Source organism: Pseudomonas furukawaii (genome assembly GCF_002355475.1).
Classification (GTDB): domain Bacteria; phylum Pseudomonadota; class Gammaproteobacteria; order Pseudomonadales; family Pseudomonadaceae; genus Metapseudomonas; species Metapseudomonas furukawaii.
Window position 1 is genome coordinate 921,191 of sequence record NZ_AP014862.1, and the last position, 19,919, is coordinate 941,109.

Genomic DNA, 19,919 nt, shown 5'->3' on the forward strand with positions numbered 1-19,919 from the left:
TTGTCGTGCAGCTTTCTAGCTAAGGTTGGACGATATGCGGGACAAGGTGACTGGCGCCCAGCGCTGGGTGGTGAAGATCGGTAGTGCATTGCTGACCGCCGATGGTCGGGGGTTGGATCGCTCGGCCATGGGTGTCTGGGTCGAGCAGATGGTGGCCCTTCGCGATGCCGGGGTGGAGCTGGTGCTGGTGTCTTCCGGTGCGGTGGCGGCCGGCATGAGTCGCCTGGGCTGGAGTTCGCGTCCCAGTGCCGTGCATGAGCTGCAGGCCGCCGCTGCGGTGGGTCAGATGGGGCTGGTGCAGGCTTGGGAGTCCAGCTTCGCCGAGTATGGTCGGCACACCGCCCAGATCCTGCTGACCCACGACGACCTGTCGGACCGCAAGCGTTACCTGAACGCTCGCAGCACCCTGCGCACCCTGGTGGAGCTGGGTGCGATCCCGGTGATCAACGAGAACGACACCGTGGTCACCGACGAGATCCGATTCGGCGACAACGACACCCTGGCCGCTCTGGTGGCCAACCTGGTGGAGGCCGACCTGCTGGTGATCCTCACGGATCGTGACGGCATGTTCGATGCTGACCCTCGCCACAATCCCGATGCCCAACTGATCTTCGAGGCCCGTGCCGACGATCCGGCCCTGGATGCCGTTGCCGGTGGCACCGGTGGCGCCCTCGGGCGTGGCGGAATGCAGACCAAGTTGCGAGCGGCGCGGCTGGCGGCGCGTTCTGGTGCCCATACGGTAATCGTCGGTGGGCGCCTCGAGCGCGTGCTGGATCGCCTGAAGGCCGGCGAGCGCCTCGGCACCCTGCTCGCGCCAGAGCGCGGCCTGCTGGCAGCGCGCAAGCAGTGGCTGGCTGGTCACCTGCAGACGCGCGGCACCCTGGTGCTGGATGCGGGCGCGGTGAAGGCGTTGCGTCAGGATCGAAAGAGCTTGCTGCCGGTCGGGGTCAAGGCCGTCCAGGGCAGCTTCCGGCGCGGTGAGATGGTGGTCTGTGTGGGCCTGGACGGGGCTGAGGTGGCTCGCGGCCTGGCTAACTACAGTGCGCTCGAGGCGCAGAAGATCATTGGCCAGCCGTCCGATCGGATCGAGGCGCTGCTGGGCTATGTGGATGAGCCTGAGTTGGTTCACCGGGATAACCTGGTCCTGGTTTGAGGGGTAAGCGATGCGCCGGATGAAGGGATTGTTGGTGGCGCTGCTGGCGCTGCCGCTGCTGGCGGGCGCCGAGGAGATCGGCTCGGTCTCCACGGTGTTCAAGTGGGTGGGGCCGAACGACAGGATCCTGGTCGAGGCCTTCGATGATCCCATGGTCGAGGGTGTGACCTGCTACCTGTCGCGGGCCAAGACCGGCGGCGTCAAGGGTGGCCTGGGGCTGGCCGAGGATCGCGCCGAGGCGTCCATCGCCTGCCGTCAGGTGGGGGCGATCCGCTTCAAGGGTGAGCTGAAGGATGGCGAGGAAGTCTTCAAGGAGCGCACCTCGCTGGTGTTCAAGACCATGCAGGTGGTGCGGTTCTTCGATCGCAAGCGCAATACGCTGGTGTACCTGGTCTACAGTGATCGCGTGATCGAAGGCAGTCCGCAGAACGCAGTGACGGCAATCCCGATCCTGCCCTGGCCCGGCCAGCCTTGAGCGGAACGAAAAAGCCCGGATTTCCGGGCTTTTTGTTTTGCCGGGAAAATTCCAGGCAATAAAAAACCGGCCAGAAGGCCGGTTTTTCAGCAAGAACTGGCTCAGGCAGCAGCCTGGCCGAGCGCCTTGATATGGGCGTTCAGGCGGCTCTTGTGACGAGCGGCCTTGTTCTTGTGGATGATGCCTTTGTCGGCCATGCGGTCGATCACCGGTACAGCGGCGGTGTAGGCTGCTTGAGCCTTCGGCAGGTCCTTGGCGTCGATAGCCTTCACTACGTTCTTGATGTAGGTACGGACCATGGAGCGCAGGCTGGCGTTATGGCTACGACGCTTCTCAGCCTGTTTGGCGCGTTTTTTGGCAGAAGGTGTATTGGCCACCGTCAAGCTCCTCGAAACTGGGGTTGCTAACAAATGAGGCCGCGAATCATGCCGGCCAGACTTGCCCTTGTCAAGGGCGATCAAGTACTTATGGCGACGAACGTGCACTGTCCGGGGCGGGATGCTTTTATCCCGGTCGGGCTCTACACTCGCAGCCTTCCTCGTGGCCCGGCAGCGCACCGGCGCGACGTTCCACCCAGTCCGGACTTCTCAATGAACCTGCTCAAGTCGCTGGCGGCCGTCAGCTCCATCACCATGCTGTCCCGCGTGCTGGGATTCGTGCGTGACACCATTGTCGCGCGCTACTTCGGCGCCGGCCTGGCCACCGACGCATTCTTCGTTGCCTTCAAGCTGCCCAACCTGTTGCGACGGATCTTCGCCGAGGGTGCCTTTTCCCAGGCCTTCGTCCCCATCCTCGCCGAGTACAAGACCCAGCAGGGCGAGGAGGCCACGCGCACCTTCATCGCCTACGTGTCCGGACTGCTCACCCTGGTGCTGGCCCTGGTGACGGTCCTCGGCATTCTGGTTGCACCCTGGATAATCTGGGTGACCGCGCCGGGCTTCGTGGAGGACCCGGACAAGTTCGCCCTGACCACCGACCTGCTGCGGGTGACCTTTCCCTACATTCTGCTGATCTCGCTGTCGTCGCTGGCGGGCGCCATCCTCAACACTTGGAACCGGTACGCCGTTCCGGCCTTCGTGCCGACCCTGCTGAATGTCAGCATGATCGTCTTCGCACTGTTCCTGACCCCCTATTTCGACCCGCCCGTGATGGCGCTCGGCTGGGCCGTGCTGGTGGGTGGCCTGGCCCAGTTGCTCTATCAACTGCCTGCCCTGAAGCGTATCGGCATGCTGGTGCTGCCTCGACTCAACCTTCGGGATACGGGCGTCTGGCGGGTGCTGAAGCAGATGGCCCCGGCGATTTTCGGCGTCTCCGTCGGCCAGATTTCCCTGATCATCAACACCATCTTCGCGTCCTTCCTGGCGGCGGGGTCGGTGTCCTGGATGTATTACGCCGATCGCCTGATGGAGCTGCCCTCCGGTGTGCTGGGCGTTGCCCTGGGCACCATCCTCTTGCCGTCCCTGGCCAAGACCTACGCCAGCGATGACCGGCAGGCCTATTCCCAGCTGATGGACTGGGGGCTGCGCCTCTGCTTCCTGCTGGTGCTGCCCTGCACCCTGGCGCTCGCCCTGCTGGCCGAACCCCTGACCGTCTCGCTGTTCCAGTACGGCAAGTTCAGTGCCCACGACGCGGTCATGACCCAGCAGGCGCTGATGGCCTACGCCGTCGGCCTCCTGGGGATCATCCTGGTGAAAGTACTGGCGCCCGGCTTCTACGCCCGGCAGAACATCCGCACGCCGGTGCGGATCGCCGTGCTCACCCTGGTGGCGACGCAGCTGATGAACCTCGCGTTCGTCTTCCACCTGCGCCACGCGGGCCTGGCCCTGGCCATCAGTCTGGCGGCTTGCCTGAACGCCGGCTTGCTCTACTGGCAGTTGCGCAAGCAGCAGCTGTTCCAGCCTCAGCCGGGCTGGGGGCGCTTCCTGGCCAAGCTGGTGCTGGCCGTGGCCGTTATGTGCGCCGTGCTGCTGGGCGTGATGCACCTGTTGCCCGCCTGGGAGCTCGGCTCCATGGCCGAGCGCCTGCTGCGCCTGGCGGTGCTGGTGGGGGCTGGCGTCCTGGCCTATTTCGGCATGTTGGTACTGCTGGGATTCCGCCCGAGGGACTTTGCCCGCCGTGCCGTCTGAGCCGCCCCCGGATGCTCGCCGCTTGTCGTGCCGAGAGGCTTTCTGCGCCTGTTGTCCGGCGTCGGCTGTGCGTATAATCGACCACTTTGTGAACAAGACTTGTGCTATGCAGCTGGTTCGAGGCCTACACAACCTGCGGCCCCAACATCGGGGCTGCGTCGCCACCATCGGCAATTTCGACGGCGTGCACCGCGGCCACCAGGCCATTCTCAAGCGGTTGCGCGAGCGTGCGGCTGAGCTGGGTTTACCTACCTGCGTGGTGATTTTCGAGCCGCAGCCACGGGAGTACTTCGGGCCGGACACCGCGCCCGTTCGCCTGACGCGCCTGCGTGACAAGCTGGAGCTCCTGGCCCGCGAAGGCGTCGACCGGGTGCTCTGCCTGGCGTTCAACCGTCGCCTGCGCGAGCTGTCCGCCGCCGAGTTCGTGCATGCCGTGCTGGTGGAAGGGCTGGGCGCCCGGCACCTCGAGATCGGCGACGACTTCCGCTTCGGCTGCGACCGCGCCGGCGACTTCTCCTTCCTGCTGCAGGCGGGCGAGGCCGAGGGTTTCTCCGTCGAGGCGGCCGCCACTGTCGAACTGGATGGCGTGCGCGTCAGCAGCACCCGCGTTCGGCAGGCCCTGGCCGACGGTGACTTCCCGCTGGCCGAGCGCCTGCTGGGGCGTCCCTTCACCATCACGGGCCGCGTCCTGCACGGGCAGAAGCTCGGTCGCCAGCTGGGCACGCCCACTGCCAATGTGCAGCTCAAGCGTCGCCGGGTGCCCCTGAACGGCGTCTATCTGGTCAGCGTCGAGCTGGACGGCCAGCCCCGGCCCGGCGTGGCCAACATCGGCGTGCGCCCCAGCGTCAAGGGTGACGGGCGTGCCCACCTGGAAGTCCACCTGCTGGACTACGCCGGCGACCTTTACGACCGGCGGATCAGCGTGAACTTCCACCAGAAGCTGCGTAACGAGCAGCGTTTTGCCTCTCTTGAGGCGTTGAAGTCGGCGATCGATGCGGATGTCGCTGCCGCCCGTGCCTATTGGCAGGGTACTCAATCAAATTGAAGAGCCTGGACTGAAATGACCGATTACAAAGCGACGCTCAACCTGCCGGAAACGGCATTCCCGATGAAAGCCGGTCTGCCTCAGCGCGAACCGGAACTGCTGCAGCGCTGGAACGGCCTGGGCCTGTACCAGAAGCTGCGGCAGATCGGAGAAGGGCGCCCGAAGTTCATCCTGCACGATGGCCCGCCCTACGCCAACGGCAGCATTCATATCGGTCATGCGGTCAACAAGATCCTCAAGGACATCATCGTCCGTTCCAAGACCCTGGCGGGCTATGACGCGCCCTATGTGCCGGGCTGGGACTGCCACGGCCTGCCCATCGAGCACAAGGTCGAAACCACCCACGGCAAGAACCTGCCGGCCGACAAGACCCGCGAACTCTGCCGCGCCTACGCAACCGAGCAGATCGAGGGGCAGAAGGCCGACTTCATCCGCCTGGGCGTGCTGGGCGAGTGGGACAACCCCTACAAGACCATGGCGTTCGCCAACGAGGCCGGTGAAATCCGCGCCCTGGCCGAGATGGTCAAGCAGGGCTTCGTGTTCAAGGGCCTGAAGCCTGTGAACTGGTGCTTCGACTGCGGCTCGGCCCTGGCCGAAGCCGAAGTGGAATACGCCGACAAGAAGTCCGATGCCATCGACGTCGCCTTCCCCGTGGAAGACGCCGACAAGCTGGCGGCCGCCTTCGGTCTTTCCAGCCTGGCCAAGCCCGCCGCCATCGTCATCTGGACCACCACCCCCTGGACCGTGCCCGCCAACCAGGCGCTCAACGTCCATCCCGAATTCACCTACGCCCTGGTGGACACCGGCGCGCGCATCCTGCTGCTGGCCGAGGAACTGGTGGAGTCCTGCCTGCAGCGCTACGGCCTGCAAGGCGAAGTCATCGCCACCGCCAAGGGCGAGGCCCTGGACCTGATCCGCTTCCGCCATCCGCTGTACGAGCGCCTGTCGCCGATCTACCTGGCCGAGTACGTCGAGCTGGGCGCGGGCACCGGCATCGTTCACTCGGCTCCGGCCTACGGCGAGGACGACTTCCGTACCTGCAAGGCCTACGGCATGGACAACGACGACATCCTCAGCCCGGTGCAGAGCAATGGCGTCTACGTCCAGGACCTGCCGTTCTTCGGCGGCCAGTTCATCTGGAAGGCCAACCCGGCCATCGTCGCCAAGCTCGAAGAAGTGGGCGCGCTGCTCAAGCACGAGTCCATCAGCCACAGCTACATGCATTGCTGGCGCCACAAGACCCCGCTGATCTATCGCGCAACCGCGCAGTGGTTCGTCGGCATGGACCGGGCCGTGTCCGGCAAGCAGCCGGAGCAGGGCGCCACCCTGCGCGAGCGAGCCCTGGCCGCCATCGACCAGACCGAGTTCGTGCCCACCTGGGGCCAGGCGCGCCTGCACGGCATGATCGCCGGCCGTCCGGACTGGTGCATCTCCCGCCAGCGCAACTGGGGCGTGCCGATTCCCTTCTTCCTGCACAAGGCCAGCGGCGAGCTGCACCCGCGCACCGTCGAGCTGATGGAGGAAGTGGCCAAGCGCGTCGAGCAGGCGGGCATCGAGGCCTGGTTCAAGCTGGACGCCGCGGAGCTGCTGGGCGACGAGGCCGCGCAGTACGACAAGATCAGCGACACCCTGGACGTCTGGTTCGACTCCGGCACCACCCACTGGCACGTCCTGCGCGGCTCCCACGCCGAGCTGGGCCACGCCAGCGGTCCGGTCGCCGACCTCTACCTGGAAGGCTCCGACCAGCACCGTGGCTGGTTCCACTCCTCCCTGCTGACCGGCTGCGCCATCGACGGCCACGCGCCGTACCGCCAACTGCTGACCCACGGTTTCACCGTGGACGAGTCCGGCCGCAAGATGTCCAAGTCCCTCGGCAACGTGATCGCCCCGCAGCAGGTCACCGACAGCCTGGGCGCCGACATCCTGCGCCTGTGGGTCTCGGCCACCGACTACTCCGGCGAGATGGCCGTATCCCAGCAGATCCTCCAGCGCAGCGCCGATGCCTATCGCCGCATCCGCAACACGGCGCGCTTCCTGCTGGCCAACCTCAACGGCTTCGACCCGGTGAAGGACCTGCTCCCCGCCGAGGACATGCTGGCCCTGGACCGCTGGGCCGTCGACCGCGCCCTGCTGCTGCAGCGCGAGCTGGAAGAGGCCTACGGCGAGTACCGCTTCTGGAACGTCTACTCCCGGGTGCACAACTTCTGCGTACAGGAACTGGGCGGCTTCTATCTCGACATCATCAAGGACCGCCAGTACACCACCGCCGCCGACAGCGTCGCGCGCCGCTCCTGCCAGACCGCGCTGTTCCACATCGCCGAGGCGCTGGTGCGCTGGGTGGCGCCGATCCTGGCGTTCACCGCCGACGAGATCTGGCAATACCTGCCGGGCGAGCGTAACGAGTCCGTGATGCTCAATACCTGGTACCAGGGGCTGACCGAACTGCCGGAAGGCGTCGAGCTGGGCCGCGAGTTCTGGGAGCGGGTCATGGCCGTGAAAGCGTCCGTGAACAAGGAACTGGAGAATCTGCGCAGCGCCAAGGCCATCGGCGGCAACCTGCAGGCCGAAGTGACCCTGTTCGCGGACGACGCCCTGGCCGCCAGCCTGGCCAAGCTGGGCGACGAACTGCGCTTCGTGCTGATCACCTCCGCCGCTGCCGTCCAGCCGCTGGCCAGCGCTCCGGCGGATGCCGTGGACACCGAAGTGGCCGGCCTCAAGCTGAAGATCGCCAAGTCCACCCACGCCAAGTGTGGCCGTTGCTGGCACCACCGCGCCGATGTCGGCCAGTTCGTGAAGCACCCGGAACTCTGTGGCCGTTGCGTGGAAAACATCGAAGGCGCCGGCGAGGTCCGTCACTATGCCTAAGGCATACGGCCGGCTTGGCTGGCTCTGGCTCACCGCCCTGGTGTTCGTGCTCGACCAGGCCACCAAGTGGTTCTTCGAGTCCGAGCTCAACCTGTACCAGCAGATCGTGGTCATTCCCGACTACTTCAGCTGGACGCTGGCCTACAACACCGGCGCCGCCTTCAGTTTCCTCGCCGACAGCTCCGGCTGGCAGCGCTGGCTGTTCGCCCTGATCGCCCTGGTGGTCAGCGGCGTGCTGGTGGTCTGGCTCAAGCGCCTGAAACCCGAAGAGACCTGGCTGGCCGTCGCGCTGGCCCTGGTGCTCGGCGGGGCGCTCGGCAATCTCTACGACCGCGTGGTGCTCGGCCATGTGGTCGACTTCATCCTGGTGCACTGGCAGAACCGCTGGTACTTCCCGGCGTTCAACCTGGCCGACAGCGCCATCACCGTCGGCGCCGTGATGCTGGCGCTGGACATGTTCAAGACCAAGAAATCCGGAGAACCCGCCCATGACTGAACATCGCATAGGGCCGGATATGGAAGTCACCCTGCATTTCGCCATCAAGCTGGATAACGGCGACGTGGTGGACAGCACCTTCGACAAGAAGGCCGCCACCTTCAGGGTGGGCGACGGCAACCTGCTGCCCGGCTTCGAGGGCGTTCTCTATGGCCTCAAGGCCGGCGACAAGCGCGTCTTCGCCATCGAGCCCGAGCATGGCTTCGGCCAGCACAACCCGCAGAACATCCAGGTCATGCCCCGGGGCAGCTTCCAGGACATGGAGCTCTCCGAAGGCCTGCTGATCATCTTCAACGATGCGGCCAACGCCGAGTTGCCGGGGGTGATCAAGCAGGTGGACGATACCCACGTGACCGTGGACTTCAACCACCCGCTGGCCGGCAAGCCGCTGGCTTTCGAGGTGGAGATCATCTCGGTCAAGGCGGTGGCCTGAATCTGGAGGCCGGGTATCGTCGCAGTGTAAAAAAGGGATATTTTTTATACTATGCTGCGATTTGAGTACGACGAGGCCAAGAGCCTTGCCAACCGGGTCAAGCACGGCATCGACTTCATGACTGCGCAGCAGCTGTGGAACGATCCGGACCTGTTGGAAATTCCGGCCAGGACGCTGGATGAGCCGCGATACCTGGTGATCGCCCGCCTGCTGGATAGGTGCTGGTCGGCGGTGATCACTTACCGCCACGGACGAATTCGCATTATTTCCGTCCGCCGTTCACGGGTAGAGGAGGTCAGTCTTTATGAAAGCAGTGGAATTTGACCGCCTGTTCGATGAAGAGGAAGGCGATGTTCTCGAACATCTCGACCTGGCGCAGGCGAAGCGTTCCGGGCATGAGCAGAAGCGGGTGAATGTGGATTTTCCCGTCTGGATGATCGAGTCGCTGGATCGGGAGGCCAGCCGCCTGGGCGTCACGCGTCAGTCGATCATCAAGATCTGGCTGGCGGAACGCCTGGAGCAAGTCACACACCGGCAGTCCTGAGTCGTGAAGTCGACGGGACGGGCTCCGAGCGCGACTGCCCGTTCCTCGAAAGCAGGCCGGTCCTTGGATGAAACCTGACACACCGCGCGTCGAGATACCCCGTATGCAAATCAAACTCGCCAACCCCCGCGGCTTCTGTGCCGGCGTCGATCGCGCCATCGAGATCGTCAACCGCGCCCTGGAAGTCTTCGGCCCGCCGATCTACGTGCGTCACGAAGTGGTGCACAACAAGTTCGTGGTGGAAGACCTGCGCGCCCGTGGCGCGGTATTCGTCGAGGAACTGGACCAGGTGCCGGACAACGTCATCGTCATCTTCAGCGCCCACGGAGTCTCCCAGGCCGTTCGCCAGGAAGCCGCCCGCCGGGGCCTCAAGGTGTTCGACGCCACCTGCCCCCTGGTGACCAAGGTCCACATGGAAGTTGCCCGCTACAGCCGCGACGGCCGCGAGTGCGTCCTGATCGGCCACGCCGGCCACCCCGAGGTGGAAGGCACCATGGGCCAGTACGACCCCGCCAACGGCGGTGCCATCTACCTGGTGGAGGACGAGGCCGATGTGGCCCGCCTCGTGGTGCGCAACCCGGACGCCCTGTCCTTCGTCACCCAGACTACCTTGTCCATGGACGACACCAGCCGGGTGATCGACGCCCTGCGCGCGCGCTTTCCCAGCATCGGCGGACCGCGCAAGGACGATATCTGCTACGCCACCCAGAACCGCCAGGACGCGGTCAAGCAACTGGCGAGCGAGAGCGACGTGGTCCTGGTGGTGGGCAGTCCCAACAGCTCCAACTCCAACCGCCTGCGGGAACTGGCCGAGCGCCTGGACACTCCTGCCTACCTGATCGACGGCGCCGAGGACCTCAAGCGCGAGTGGTTCGACCAGGCCGGTCGGGTCGGCATCACCGCCGGCGCCTCCGCCCCCGAGGTGCTGGTGCAGGGTGTGATCGACCAGCTTCGGGCGTGGGGCGCGGAGGTGGCCGTGGAACTGGATGGCCGGCCGGAGAACATCACCTTCTCCATGCCGAAGGAACTGCGGGTGAAGGCGATCTGATTCCTGCCAGTGGAATGAAGAACGGGGCCCTTGGGCCCCGTTTTCGTTTCAGCTGATCAGTTGGATGGGCAGCGATCCCAGGCGTTAACCAGCGAGGCTCCACCCGAGCGCACACCGGTGGAGGTCAAGGTCAGGGTGTTGGCTGCGCCTCCCCAGAGTCCGCCTTGGACAGGCGTAGCGGAGATCGAAAAGGTGGTTGCCGTGGCGTTGCCAACCACAAGGTTGAACTGTGCGGTGCCCTGTTCCGGGCTCTGGGTGGCATAGATATTCGGAACACCATCGGTAGCCGCGCCTACATAGGTGCCTTGTTGGGCCCGAAAGCGCTCCATGGCGTTCGCCAGTCCGGTCAGCGAGGCCTTTGCGGCCTCGCACGCATTTCGGCGCAGATAACCCTGATATGACGGATAGGCGATGCTTGCGAGAATCGCGACGACGACCACGGCGATCATCAGCTCTATCAGGGTGAATCCGTGCATTCCTCTTCGCATGGCCGTCCTCAATTGTCATCGATCCAGTAGGTGGATTCCTGGTAGGGGCCCTTGATGGTCTTGCATACGGTGCCAATGCAAAGCACCCATGGGCCATTATCCTTTCCGCCACCGCTGCCATCGCCATCATTGCCACTGCCGTTGTCAGGAAGCAGGAACACGGGTTTTGGCGGGATGCCGGCAGTTTTGAGTAGCGTGGCCCGATCAGCCTTGTCGGGGGTACCGCTCACGTTCTCCGCCGCAGGAGTCGCGTCGAACAGGTTGACCGTATAGGCGCGGGAAATCCCCTGCGCCGCGCGGCAAGAGTTGAGGCTGGCGGTGGGTTCGTAGGTAGTGAACACCAAGAGACCGGCGAAGGTGGCGGACTCGGAGAGCACCTTCTCGCCTCGTCCTTCCAGGCGGATGTACCAGCCGCCGGAGGTGCGTGCGAAGGCGGTGGCCGCGGCCGTCTGCTGCGTCGCGCTGCCTTCCTGGATCAGGTTGTCGGTGGCGTCATACAGGTTCGACTCGACGAGCGTCGTGTGGTTGTTGGCGGCATCCGTGGTCGGGTTGTAGACCAGCGGGGTACGGAAGGAATAGAAGCGGTCCTGGGTCACCGCATTCAGTGGGTGGCCCCGATAGCCGGAGCCGATGTTGATCGCCAGCGTGCGAGTTCCATTGATGTTCAGCAGCGCCACATCCGGCTCGTTGTAGAAGCGGCGGAGCTTTTGTTCGAGCTGGGTGGCGGTCTCCGTCCCGGTGTCCGCGCCGATGACGTCGGCGAAGACGCCGTCGTCGGCGTCCGGTGCGCCGGAGCCGTTGCCGTTCACGGGGCTGACGAGGCTGCTGGCGGCGCTGCCGTTGTTGATGAAGAAGCGCCAGACCTGTCCCCCCATGTCGCCCACGAAGAACTGGTCCGCCTTGCCATTGCGGTCTATGTCGATCACGCGGATGGGGGCCGGGATGCTGTACTGCATCTTGTTCAGGCGCAAGGTGTGGCCGGTGGCCGCCCCGCTGGCGGACCAGATCAACGCACCGGTGGTAGCGTTGACGATGTAGATGGCATTGCCCATGCCATCGGCGGTCCGAGCCCTGACATTGTCCTGATTGGTGTCGTAGCCGCCGCCGAAGATCAGTACTTTTGTGGCTGTGCCGCCGATGTCCACGGTGGTCAGCACCGGGGTGGACCAGGTTTGTCCAAGGCGTTCGAAGCCCGGGGTTTCTCCGCCCTTGATGAACCAGAGCATCTTCGGCGACGCCCGGTCGGTCACGTCGAGGGCATAGAGGCTGCGTCCGCCGCGACCCATGGTGGCGTAGGCATAGACGAACTCGCCCGTGTTCAGTCCGGTCAGCAAGCGAGGCGTGTCCGTCGAACTCGGGTCGCGCCCACCATAGATGACGCCATTGCCGTTCAGGTCGTTGGCCCAGAGCACTACGCTGTTGTCCATGCCATAGACCCGCGGCTTAACCGAGGTGGATTTGGCGTTGACCATCAGCGGCTTGATATTGGGCAGCAGTTCCGCCGGCATGAAGGCGAACTGCTCTTCGCCCGTTGCGGTGTTGAAGGCGTGAACCAGGCCTTCGTTGGTTCCAACGAAGGCGGTCTGGTCCTCGCTGGAGCAGGCCGTCAGCGCGGTGTTGCTGAAGGTGTTGCACTGGTAGGTCAGCAGACGCGGCACCGAGTGGAGCGGGTCACCCACGCTGTTTCTGACGGTACCATCTGTGTTGGTGCCGCGGATCCAGTTGATGAGCTGGCTGCGTTCTGTGGTGTCCGTCGCGCCCAGCACCGATTCGGTCAGGTTGGTGGTATTGGCCGTATCGATGCGGTGGGCAGGCACATCCAGTGTGACCGCACCTGACGTTGGGCTGTTGCCGAAGTAGGTGAAGAGCTTGCGACTGGCGTTCGCCGGAAGGTTCGCCGCCACCCCGCCCAGTGCGGTGTTGCTGCCATCGGCGCTGGCTGTCCAGAAGCTGCGCGCGCTGGCCTTGAAGAAACCGGTGGCCTGGTCGATTGCAGGGACGTCGTCCGCGTCCAGCACCTCACTGCCGGTGGTGTTGGTCAGCTTGTAGCGCTTGAGGTTGCCGATCCAGCGGTCGGTTTCCGAGGGTTTGAACAGAGCGAAGTAGATCTCGTTGCGGTTGGTCTGGCGGTTGAACTGGTTCACCGTCGCACCGGGACTCACGAAGGTGGTGTCGGTCGCCAATACCTCCTGGATGATTCGGTTGAAGGCACTGCTCAGCTCCGACGCGGATTCCGCCGTGTAGCTGCCGCCGCCGCCGTTGGTCGCCACTTCGGCGAGGAAGCGCTTGATCCCGGCGCTGGCCGTCGCGCCGCTGGCATCCAGGGCGAAACCGACGGTGTGAGTGGTGATGGTATTGGTGCCTTCGATGCTGGAGGACTGGTCATTCTCGGCGAGGAACTTGGCCAGATCCCGGGCACAAAGCTCACCACTGTCGGCGGAGGTGCAACTTTCGCCGATGATCGAGGTGATGCCGTTGACTGCCGAGGTAGTGTTGTTGTTCGCCTGGCCGTCGGTCAGCAGAACGATATGGTTAGCCTGGCAGGTGCTGTTGATCGGGCTATCCCGGCCGGAGATCGAGCCGCGCATGTAGCGCGCAGAGTCGTAGAGCGTCGGTACGATGGGTGTACCGTCCTCGGCATACATGTTCTGCACCAGGGCGTTGACATGGCTGCGCACTGTGTTGGACAGGCCGCCATTACGGATCTTCAGCCGTAGCTTGATGGACTGGCTGGGGTTGGTCTCGTAGGCCACCGCCGTGAGTGAACTGGTGGAGGTATGGCGGATGAACATGTTCAGTGCATTGCCTCGGGTCCAGCTGTTGGAAACGCTGAACAGCGAGGTGAGTGACGAGGCGAGGCCGCCGATGTCACAGACCACGGGTTGCCCGGTAACCCAGCCGGTAGTGCTGTTGATCTGGCACTGCACCTCGCTGGTACGACTGCTGCGGTTGCTGAAGTTGTTGTTGCCCGTAGTGAAGGCCGAGGGTGTGTTGCTGTTCTGGAAACTGATCTGGCTGGTCAGGCTCGGGTTGTTCACCGTCGCGGCTGGGGTGATCAGGACCTTGGCTTCCATGATCTCCGCGCCGGGGTTGATCGGCAGGTTATCGAAGCGCGCACCGATCTCCCGGGTGGTCATCGGCAGCGTCTGGCCGGCCAGGGTGACGGTGCCGGAGTTGTTCTGGTGCCCGTCATTCTTTTCCTCGGTGATACGGGCTTCGACAATTGAATTGAAGCAGCCGCCGGTGCCGCCTGTGTAGCTGACAGTCAAGGTGGGCTGGAGGCCTCCGGCGCCGTCGAAGCTACTGGCGGAAATCGCACCGACAGTGGACGTTGGTGTCAGGTAGAACGCCATGGCGTTGTTGCCGCACCAGCCTGAAAGGCCGACGACTTCCTGGACCTGTGCCGTGACATCGGGCCCCTGGATGGGGGCGGGCGTGGCCTGGAGCGGCCAGTTCGTGGGGCTCCAGGAGGTGGTGGCGGTGGTGGTGCTGCGGCTGGTGAGGTCTTCGCCGGTGGTGAAGCTGCTGGCGTTGCCGGTGCGCTCGGCCTTGACCTGGAAGGTCGGGAAGGGGGCTTCGGTGGTGGCTGCGGGCACGAAGCTGATGCGGGCTTCGGTGATGGTGGCCCCTTGGGGAATGCCGACGTCCTGGAAGCGCAAGGCCCCCATGCGTTGCTCGGGGGCATAGCCCTGGCTGGTGTAGCGAATGACCAGCGTAGGCGCGTTGCCGGCGGCGCAGCCCTCGACGCAGAAAGTGTAGTCCTGGTTGTTGTTGTTGTTCGTGGTAGGCGTCAGGCGGACGAACACCCCGGTGATCGGCGAGTTGGTCGGGTTGGTCGCGGGAGTGGCCGTGCGCAGGGTCTGGATCAGTCCGGTGATGTCCATGCGCACGCGGTTGCCGCTGATCCAGCCGAACGCCTGGGTGGTATCGCTGTTGAGGTAGCTGCGGGTACCCAGGGTGTTGTTGTCGTTAAGGGCGGCGGGTGCCTTGCTGCGCTCGACCTGGACACTGAAGACGGGGTTGCGCCGTCCGCTGTTGCCGGGGGTGTTGGTGGGCGTGACCTCGATGTAGGCCTCGCTGATCGTGGCCGTGCCCGGTACGTTCAGACCTTGGAAGTTGAACAGGGGCTCCTCGGGCGCACTGCGCCTGAGGTTCAGGTCGTTCTTCAGCGTATTGGTGCAGCGGATTGGATTGTTGCGGCTAGGCGGGTTGAGGCGGCAGGCATACTCGGTACCGCTAACGTTCACGCGATAGAAGGCTCCCGTGGTCGTAAGCACCGAGGTGCCGGCGCTTCCCTCGATGTCCTGCAGAGAGCTGATGGTACCCATCACCAGCGTCGGATCGGTCACCACTGCCCGGTTGTTGTTGCTGGCGTTGCCCTGGGTCGCATCGTCAGTGCTGGCGCGAATGCCCGGCGTGGTGGCCACCAGGTCCGCGTTACCCGGCAGGGACTGGTCGATATAGGTCACGGGGTAGACGAAGCGCGAGTCGCCGTATTCGCTGCGGCCGTTAAGGACCATCACGCCGACGTTGATGTCGCGGGTGTTGTTCATGATGTCGGCGAAGGATTCCTTCAGCACGTCCATCCGCGATTTCTGGGTGCCGGTCGCCGTGTTGTTGCTGTTCAGACGCCAGTTCATGGAGCCGGAGTTATCCAGCACGAACAGCACGTTGGGGCGAATGCCGCTGTCGATCGCCGGGCCGCCGAAGAAGATTTCGGTATCGTCCGCGTAGCTGTTGGCACCGCTGAACAGCAGGAGTCCGGCCATCAGGCTGACGGCGAAGCGGCGGGAGGTATCGAGCTTCTTGTTCATGGTTGATGCCCTCGGTGCTGCATCAGCGAATTTCAACGGTCATGTAGCCTTGGCGATGCAGGGCATTGGTGTTGCTGCCAGTGATAGTGGCGTTGGACGTGTCCAGGCTGGCGCTGCTGGAGATGTCATAGGTCATCACCATCGGCGTGCCGCTACCTTCGCGGATGGAGTAGCCGTCCTCCACCCTGGCAGCTACGGCGACTCTGGCTCTGGCTGCCATGTCCCCAGCTCCTGCCGCACATGCCTCTCCGCTCACATTCTTACAGTACAGGTAGGTCTGATCCGAAGGCGGGGCACTGGATGGGGTGATCTGGGCGATTGTGTTCGCCAAGCCATTCTCCGCCGCCTGGAAGGCGGTGTTGGACTGCTGTGCGTTGGACGACATGCGCTCCTGCAGCGCCGAGGTGGAGGCCGCCGTTACCGCAAGAGTCGTCAGGATAAGCAGCAGCACCAGGCTGACCAGCAGCACCGCGCCTCGCTGGGCATATCGGGGCATGACACTCATTGGCGGTTCCTCAATTCGATGGCCGTTGTGAAGGCTCGGCGGATACGCTGGTCGTTCACGGCGGCCAGGGTTGAATTGTCGCCGAGGTTGGCGATGGCGAACTGCTGGCTGCTGGCGCCACTCGAAGCATTGTCCGGGCTGGAAATCACCAGGCTGAGTTTCACCTGGCTGACTTGCTCACGCAGCGTGCTGCTGAGATCGGTCGCTGTGATCCAGCGCGTCTGGCCCCCATTGCGAATGCCGTAGAGCACCTGGAAGTTCTCGGCATCCGCGATCAGTTCCTGGGCGCCCGCGCCATCGTGGTTGTTGCGGCAGAGACCACGGCCGGAGGCGCAGATCGCGTAGGTGGATTGCACGACGCGATAGAGCCGTGCCCCGAGCATGACACCGCTGAAATTGGAGTTCGCGGTGGTGAGCGTCGTGGCGTTCTCGCCGGCAGCGTTGGGCTTGAAGATCACCACGTTCAGGCAGTCGGTCAGCAGGAAAGTCTGATCCGTGCTGAAGCTCATCGGGCTGGCCAGCGTCAGCGAGGTGCCGCCTATCGCCGATACGGTGATGGGCGTTGGGGAGGCATAGCGAATCGTCAGAGTGTCGCTGCCCGTTCCCACGCCTTCGATGACGCCGCCATTGACCGCCGTTTCATTGCGTGTACCGAACGCGTCGCGGGGGAAGATCAGGCTGGACCCGGTACGGCTGGCTATGCTGCTGCTGGCGCAGCCCTGATAGCCGGTTCTGCGGATGTCGCGCTTGATGACGTCCAGCGCGATACGGCCGCTTTCCTGGAGTCGGGAAAGTGCACTGTTGGCCCTGTCCGATGAACTCGCGTCGTTGAACAGCTGCAGGACTCCCAGCAGCAGAAGGCTGCTCAGGAGAATCGTCACCATCAACTCTATGAGCGAGAATCCGGAGCTATGGTGGCGGGACTCCATGACCGCATTCCTCATAGATCGACCCTCAACTGGAAGAAGCATCTGGCGTTCGCCGCGCTGTCGGGCTCTCCGGCCACCACCGTGTTGGTGTCGCCATCGATCACACCATTGCAGGCGAAGGTCTCCTCCTCGACCTCTTTGCTATTGACACTCGGAACCCAGCTGACCGTGATCAGGTAGCTGCGCCCGCTGCGTTGGACCGTACCGGCGCCGTTGGGTAGCGCCGCAACATAGTCGTTGCCGTCCACACCGGTGCCGTTCACATCGCGGAAGTTCTCCTGCCATTCCCGCAGGTCGAGGTCGGCAATATTGGCTGCCGTGCAGCCCGTAGTGCGACAGCCTGGGTCCGAGGGAACGCTGGTGTTAAGGAGGAATACGTAGTCATTGGCGGTCGTCGCCAGGGTGCGGTTCAGGCGTAGGCGATCCGCCATGTCGTAGGCGATCAGGCTGGCCTGTCCTCGCTGATAGGCATTCTGGTTGGATTGCAGGCTGGTCATCATCAGGCTGACCATGCCCAGCAGGCCGATGGCGAGGATCAACAATGCGATCAGCACTTCGATGAGGGTGAAGCCGCTGGCGCGGTGTGAGGTCATGGGCATGCAAGGTCTCCCGCTTGAAAGGCCCTGCTGCGAGACTGGCCGGCGGCGTTGATCAGGATGGTCCTGGAGTCGGCATCGCCCCGGCTGTCGCAGACACGCAGAGTCCCTCCGGCGCTGGTGCCATCGGTCGCGAAGACGACCGACGCGGTGCCCGAGCCCAGCACGGGGGTGTCGGCGGACAGGGACAGCACCCGCACGACACCGACATCGGCATTGCGGATCACCAGGCCGTTCGCCCAGCGGTTGTTGTTCGGGGCCGCGCAGGTCGACTGATTGCTGCTGGGACACACCGTCATCGCTTTGCGCTGCGTCACTGCTTCGCTGCGGGCAAGCTGGAGGACCCCCAGCAAGGCATTTGTCTGGGAAGTTATCCGGTTGTTCATGATGAGGGTCGAGAAGCTGGGGTAACCGATGCTGGCCATGATCGCCACAATGGCAATGACCACCATAAGTTCAATCAGTGAGAATCCTTTTCGCGAATACATTGCCGCGTTCCGTTTCTGCCTGGGAGAACACTACCCGATGAACGGATTATCAGCGCATTTGAGTGGACCAGCGAGCAGAATCAACGACGAGTTGCTGACAAGTTGCACCTATCGTCATCGGAGGGTGTTCGAGTTCTCACTCTGCCTGATACGTTGATCACGAGTGCGCGGACGGCGATGCCGTCCCGGCATAGCGTCAAGGTGCCGTTTGTTCCCGCGACCGTTCCGTCCGGCTTGTAAATGACCGAGTGAGACGGGCGGAATCCGCGCCAATGGACGTAGAGGTCGCCGGGGAGTGGTGTCACTCGGAGGAGGCTGTCGTCCGACGCTGGCCCGCCGCCTCCCGGGCTATCCTCGTAGACCATCAGCTGTCCATGCCAATGATTGCTCCGATTGCAGGCTGACCGACCTCCGCATATCCCCACCACCTTCCGCTCCATCACCGCCGTGCCACGTGCATAATGCAGCGCCCCGAGCAGTTGGTTGACGGCCTGCGTCTCGCGACTGTCTTGCACGGTCGAGACGAGGGCGGGTGTGGCCAGGCTGAGCAGGATGCCGGCGATCAGGAGAACGAAGAGCAGTTCGACGAGCGAGTACCCGAGTGGTCTTGTCATGGTCGGCGTCCTTGCCTGGGTGGGGTTGTGTGCGGGCAGTCTAAGGCGGGGGTTTTCGATGCCAACCGATGTAGGAAAAAGCGTCGCCATCGTGGGAGGCGGTGCCATAGGTCTATTGAGTGCCCTGGAGTTGGCCCGGCAGGGCTTGCAGGTAACCCTGCTGGAGCGCGGCGACACGGGGCGCGAGTCGTCCTGGGCGGGCGGCGGGATCGTCTCACCGCTATATCCCTGGCGTTACAGCAAGGCGGTGACGGCCCTGGCGCATTGGTCCCAGGACTTTTACCCACAGCTGGGTCAGCGACTGCTGGGCGAAACCGGGATAGATCCCGAGGTGTTCGAGACCGGGCTCTACTGGCTCGACCTGGACGACGAAGCCGAGGCACTGGCCTGGGCGGAGAGGGAAGGGCGTCCACTGACGTCGGTGCCGATGGCGCAGGTGCATTCAGCGGTGCCGCCGCTAGGGGAAGGCTTTGGTCGGGCGATCCATATGGCCGGTGTGGCCAATGTGCGTAACCCGAGGCTGACCCGCGCCTTGCGCGAGGCGCTGGTGCGCATGCCGAACGTGTCGGTTCAGGAACACTGCGAGGTCCGCGGGTTCGTGCGTCGCGAAGGGCGGGTGCAAGGCGTCGAGACTGCACGGGGCGACGTGCTGGCGGATCGCGTGGTGCTGGCGGCGGGCGCCTGGAGCGGGGATCTGCTGGCTGGGCTCGGCCTGTCCCTGCCGGTGGAACCGGTTAAGGGGCAGATGATCCTGTTCAAGTGCGCCGAGGATTTTCTGCCGGCGATGGTCCTGGCCAAGGGGCGCTACGCGATTCCTCGTCGTGACGGCCATATCCTGGTGGGCAGCACCCTGGAGCATGCCGGCTTCGACAAGACGCCCACCGCCGAGGCGCTGGAAAGCTTGAAGGCCTCGGCTTTCGAGCTGTTGCCCGCATTGCGGGATGCCGAATTGGTCGGGCATTGGGCCGGACTGCGCCCAGGGTCGCCGGAGGGCATTCCCTTTATCGGACCGGTGCCCGGGCTGGAGGGGCTCTGGCTGAACTGCGGCCATTACCGCAATGGCCTGGTGCTGGCGCCGGCGTCGTGCCGGTTGTTGGCTGACCTGATGCTGGGACGCGAGCCCATCATCGACCCGGCGCCCTACGCGCCGCCCGGCCGCGCAGTGTAGGAGCCGGCTTGCCGGCGAATGGCCTGGGGTTGTTTCGCGAGCGAGCTCGCTCCTGCGGGCGCGCGGTGCAGGAGCCGGCTTGCCGGCGAATGATGCGGGCCGCTTAGCGAGCGAGTTCGCCTGCGAGTCGGT

19 protein-coding genes are annotated in these 19,919 nt (G+C 64.3%); 11 read left to right on the forward strand and 8 right to left on the reverse strand.

Annotated features, from left to right (window positions below; translation table 11 throughout):
- Window positions 1-34: 34 nt before the first annotated feature.
- Both proB and KF707C_RS04295 read left to right on the forward strand, forming a co-directional pair.
- On the forward strand, window positions 35-1,153 hold the full coding sequence (gene proB / locus KF707C_RS04290) for a glutamate 5-kinase (RefSeq protein ID WP_004420144.1): 1,119 nt from the start codon (window positions 35-37) through the stop codon (window positions 1,151-1,153).
- A gap of 10 nt (window positions 1,154-1,163) precedes the next feature.
- On the forward strand, window positions 1,164-1,628 hold the full coding sequence (locus tag KF707C_RS04295; protein ID WP_004420143.1) for a CreA family protein: 465 nt from the start codon (window positions 1,164-1,166) through the stop codon (window positions 1,626-1,628).
- Between the two features lie 101 nt (window positions 1,629-1,729).
- On the opposite strand, the gene rpsT is transcribed toward KF707C_RS04295, so the two are convergent.
- A complete protein-coding gene (rpsT, locus tag KF707C_RS04300) occupies window positions 1,730-2,005 on the reverse strand; it encodes a 30S ribosomal protein S20 (RefSeq protein ID WP_004420142.1) in 276 nt (91 codons plus the stop codon).
- Between the two features lie 213 nt (window positions 2,006-2,218).
- Here rpsT and murJ point away from each other — a divergent pair, with 213 nt between their 5' ends.
- The 8 genes from murJ to ispH all read left to right on the forward strand — a co-directional run bounded on the left by murJ (window position 2,219) and on the right by ispH (window position 10,185).
- The gene (gene murJ, locus KF707C_RS04305; protein WP_004420141.1) at window positions 2,219-3,754 is read left to right on the forward strand and encodes a murein biosynthesis integral membrane protein MurJ; all 1,536 of its coding nucleotides are present in this window, start codon (window positions 2,219-2,221) and stop codon (window positions 3,752-3,754) included.
- Between the two features lie 106 nt (window positions 3,755-3,860).
- Window positions 3,861-4,799, forward strand: a complete 939-nt coding sequence (gene ribF / locus KF707C_RS04310) for a bifunctional riboflavin kinase/FAD synthetase (protein WP_004420140.1) — start codon at window positions 3,861-3,863, stop codon at window positions 4,797-4,799.
- A 15-nt stretch (window positions 4,800-4,814) separates the two neighbouring features.
- Window positions 4,815-7,664, forward strand: a complete 2,850-nt coding sequence (gene ileS, locus KF707C_RS04315; RefSeq protein ID WP_004420139.1) for an isoleucine--tRNA ligase — start codon at window positions 4,815-4,817, stop codon at window positions 7,662-7,664.
- Complete coding sequence (lspA, locus tag KF707C_RS04320) at window positions 7,657-8,160, forward strand: signal peptidase II (protein ID WP_004420138.1); 504 nt, start codon at window positions 7,657-7,659, stop codon at window positions 8,158-8,160. The genes ileS and lspA overlap by 8 nt, the downstream gene beginning before the upstream one ends.
- Window positions 8,153-8,593 carry an FKBP-type peptidyl-prolyl cis-trans isomerase gene (fkpB, locus tag KF707C_RS04325; protein ID WP_004420136.1) on the forward strand — a complete coding sequence of 147 codons (441 nt, stop codon included), beginning with the start codon at window positions 8,153-8,155 and terminating at the stop codon, window positions 8,591-8,593. The genes lspA and fkpB overlap by 8 nt, the downstream gene beginning before the upstream one ends.
- Before the next feature lie 51 nt (window positions 8,594-8,644).
- Entirely contained in the window at window positions 8,645-8,917 is a 273-nt protein-coding gene (locus KF707C_RS04330; protein ID WP_004420135.1) for a BrnT family toxin, read from the forward strand.
- Complete coding sequence (gene brnA, locus KF707C_RS04335) at window positions 8,898-9,137, forward strand: type II toxin-antitoxin system BrnA family antitoxin (RefSeq protein WP_004420134.1); 240 nt, start codon at window positions 8,898-8,900, stop codon at window positions 9,135-9,137. The genes KF707C_RS04330 and brnA overlap by 20 nt, the downstream gene beginning before the upstream one ends.
- 103 nt (window positions 9,138-9,240) lie before the next feature.
- Window positions 9,241-10,185 carry a 4-hydroxy-3-methylbut-2-enyl diphosphate reductase gene (ispH, locus tag KF707C_RS04340; protein WP_004420133.1) on the forward strand — a complete coding sequence of 315 codons (945 nt, stop codon included), beginning with the start codon at window positions 9,241-9,243 and terminating at the stop codon, window positions 10,183-10,185.
- A 56-nt stretch (window positions 10,186-10,241) separates the two neighbouring features.
- Here ispH and KF707C_RS04345 read toward each other — a convergent pair whose 3' ends face one another.
- The 7 genes from KF707C_RS04345 to KF707C_RS04375 form a co-directional block, all read right to left on the reverse strand.
- The gene (locus tag KF707C_RS04345) at window positions 10,242-10,661 is read right to left on the reverse strand and encodes a type IV pilin protein (RefSeq protein WP_192817691.1); all 420 of its coding nucleotides are present in this window, start codon (window positions 10,659-10,661) and stop codon (window positions 10,242-10,244) included.
- Window positions 10,662-10,681: 20 nt separating this feature from the next.
- Window positions 10,682-15,487 (reverse strand): PilC/PilY family type IV pilus protein, encoded by a 4,806-nt coding sequence (locus tag KF707C_RS04350; protein ID WP_004420131.1) that lies wholly within the window; start codon window positions 15,485-15,487, stop codon window positions 10,682-10,684.
- Between the two features lie 22 nt (window positions 15,488-15,509).
- On the reverse strand, window positions 15,510-15,992 hold the full coding sequence (locus tag KF707C_RS04355) for a PilX N-terminal domain-containing pilus assembly protein (RefSeq protein WP_051050677.1): 483 nt from the start codon (window positions 15,990-15,992) through the stop codon (window positions 15,510-15,512).
- The gene (locus tag KF707C_RS04360) at window positions 15,989-16,921 is read right to left on the reverse strand and encodes a PilW family protein (RefSeq protein ID WP_004420129.1); all 933 of its coding nucleotides are present in this window, start codon (window positions 16,919-16,921) and stop codon (window positions 15,989-15,991) included. The genes KF707C_RS04355 and KF707C_RS04360 overlap by 4 nt, the downstream gene beginning before the upstream one ends.
- A gap of 11 nt (window positions 16,922-16,932) precedes the next feature.
- Window positions 16,933-17,520: a type IV pilus modification protein PilV gene (gene pilV / locus KF707C_RS04365; protein WP_004420128.1), complete on the reverse strand. Its 588-nt coding sequence runs from the start codon at window positions 17,518-17,520 to the stop codon at window positions 16,933-16,935.
- The gene (locus tag KF707C_RS04370) at window positions 17,511-18,005 is read right to left on the reverse strand and encodes a GspH/FimT family pseudopilin (RefSeq protein ID WP_036991271.1); all 495 of its coding nucleotides are present in this window, start codon (window positions 18,003-18,005) and stop codon (window positions 17,511-17,513) included. Before KF707C_RS04370 ends, pilV begins: the two co-directional genes overlap by 10 nt.
- A gap of 80 nt (window positions 18,006-18,085) precedes the next feature.
- Window positions 18,086-18,619, reverse strand: coding sequence for a GspH/FimT family pseudopilin (locus tag KF707C_RS04375; RefSeq protein WP_036991269.1), 534 nt, complete (start codon window positions 18,617-18,619; stop codon window positions 18,086-18,088).
- A 58-nt stretch (window positions 18,620-18,677) separates the two neighbouring features.
- Between KF707C_RS04375 and thiO the strand changes: the two genes are divergently transcribed.
- Window positions 18,678-19,787, forward strand: a complete 1,110-nt coding sequence (gene thiO, locus KF707C_RS04380; protein ID WP_004420126.1) for a glycine oxidase ThiO — start codon at window positions 18,678-18,680, stop codon at window positions 19,785-19,787.
- The last annotated feature ends 132 nt before the right edge of the window (window positions 19,788-19,919 follow it).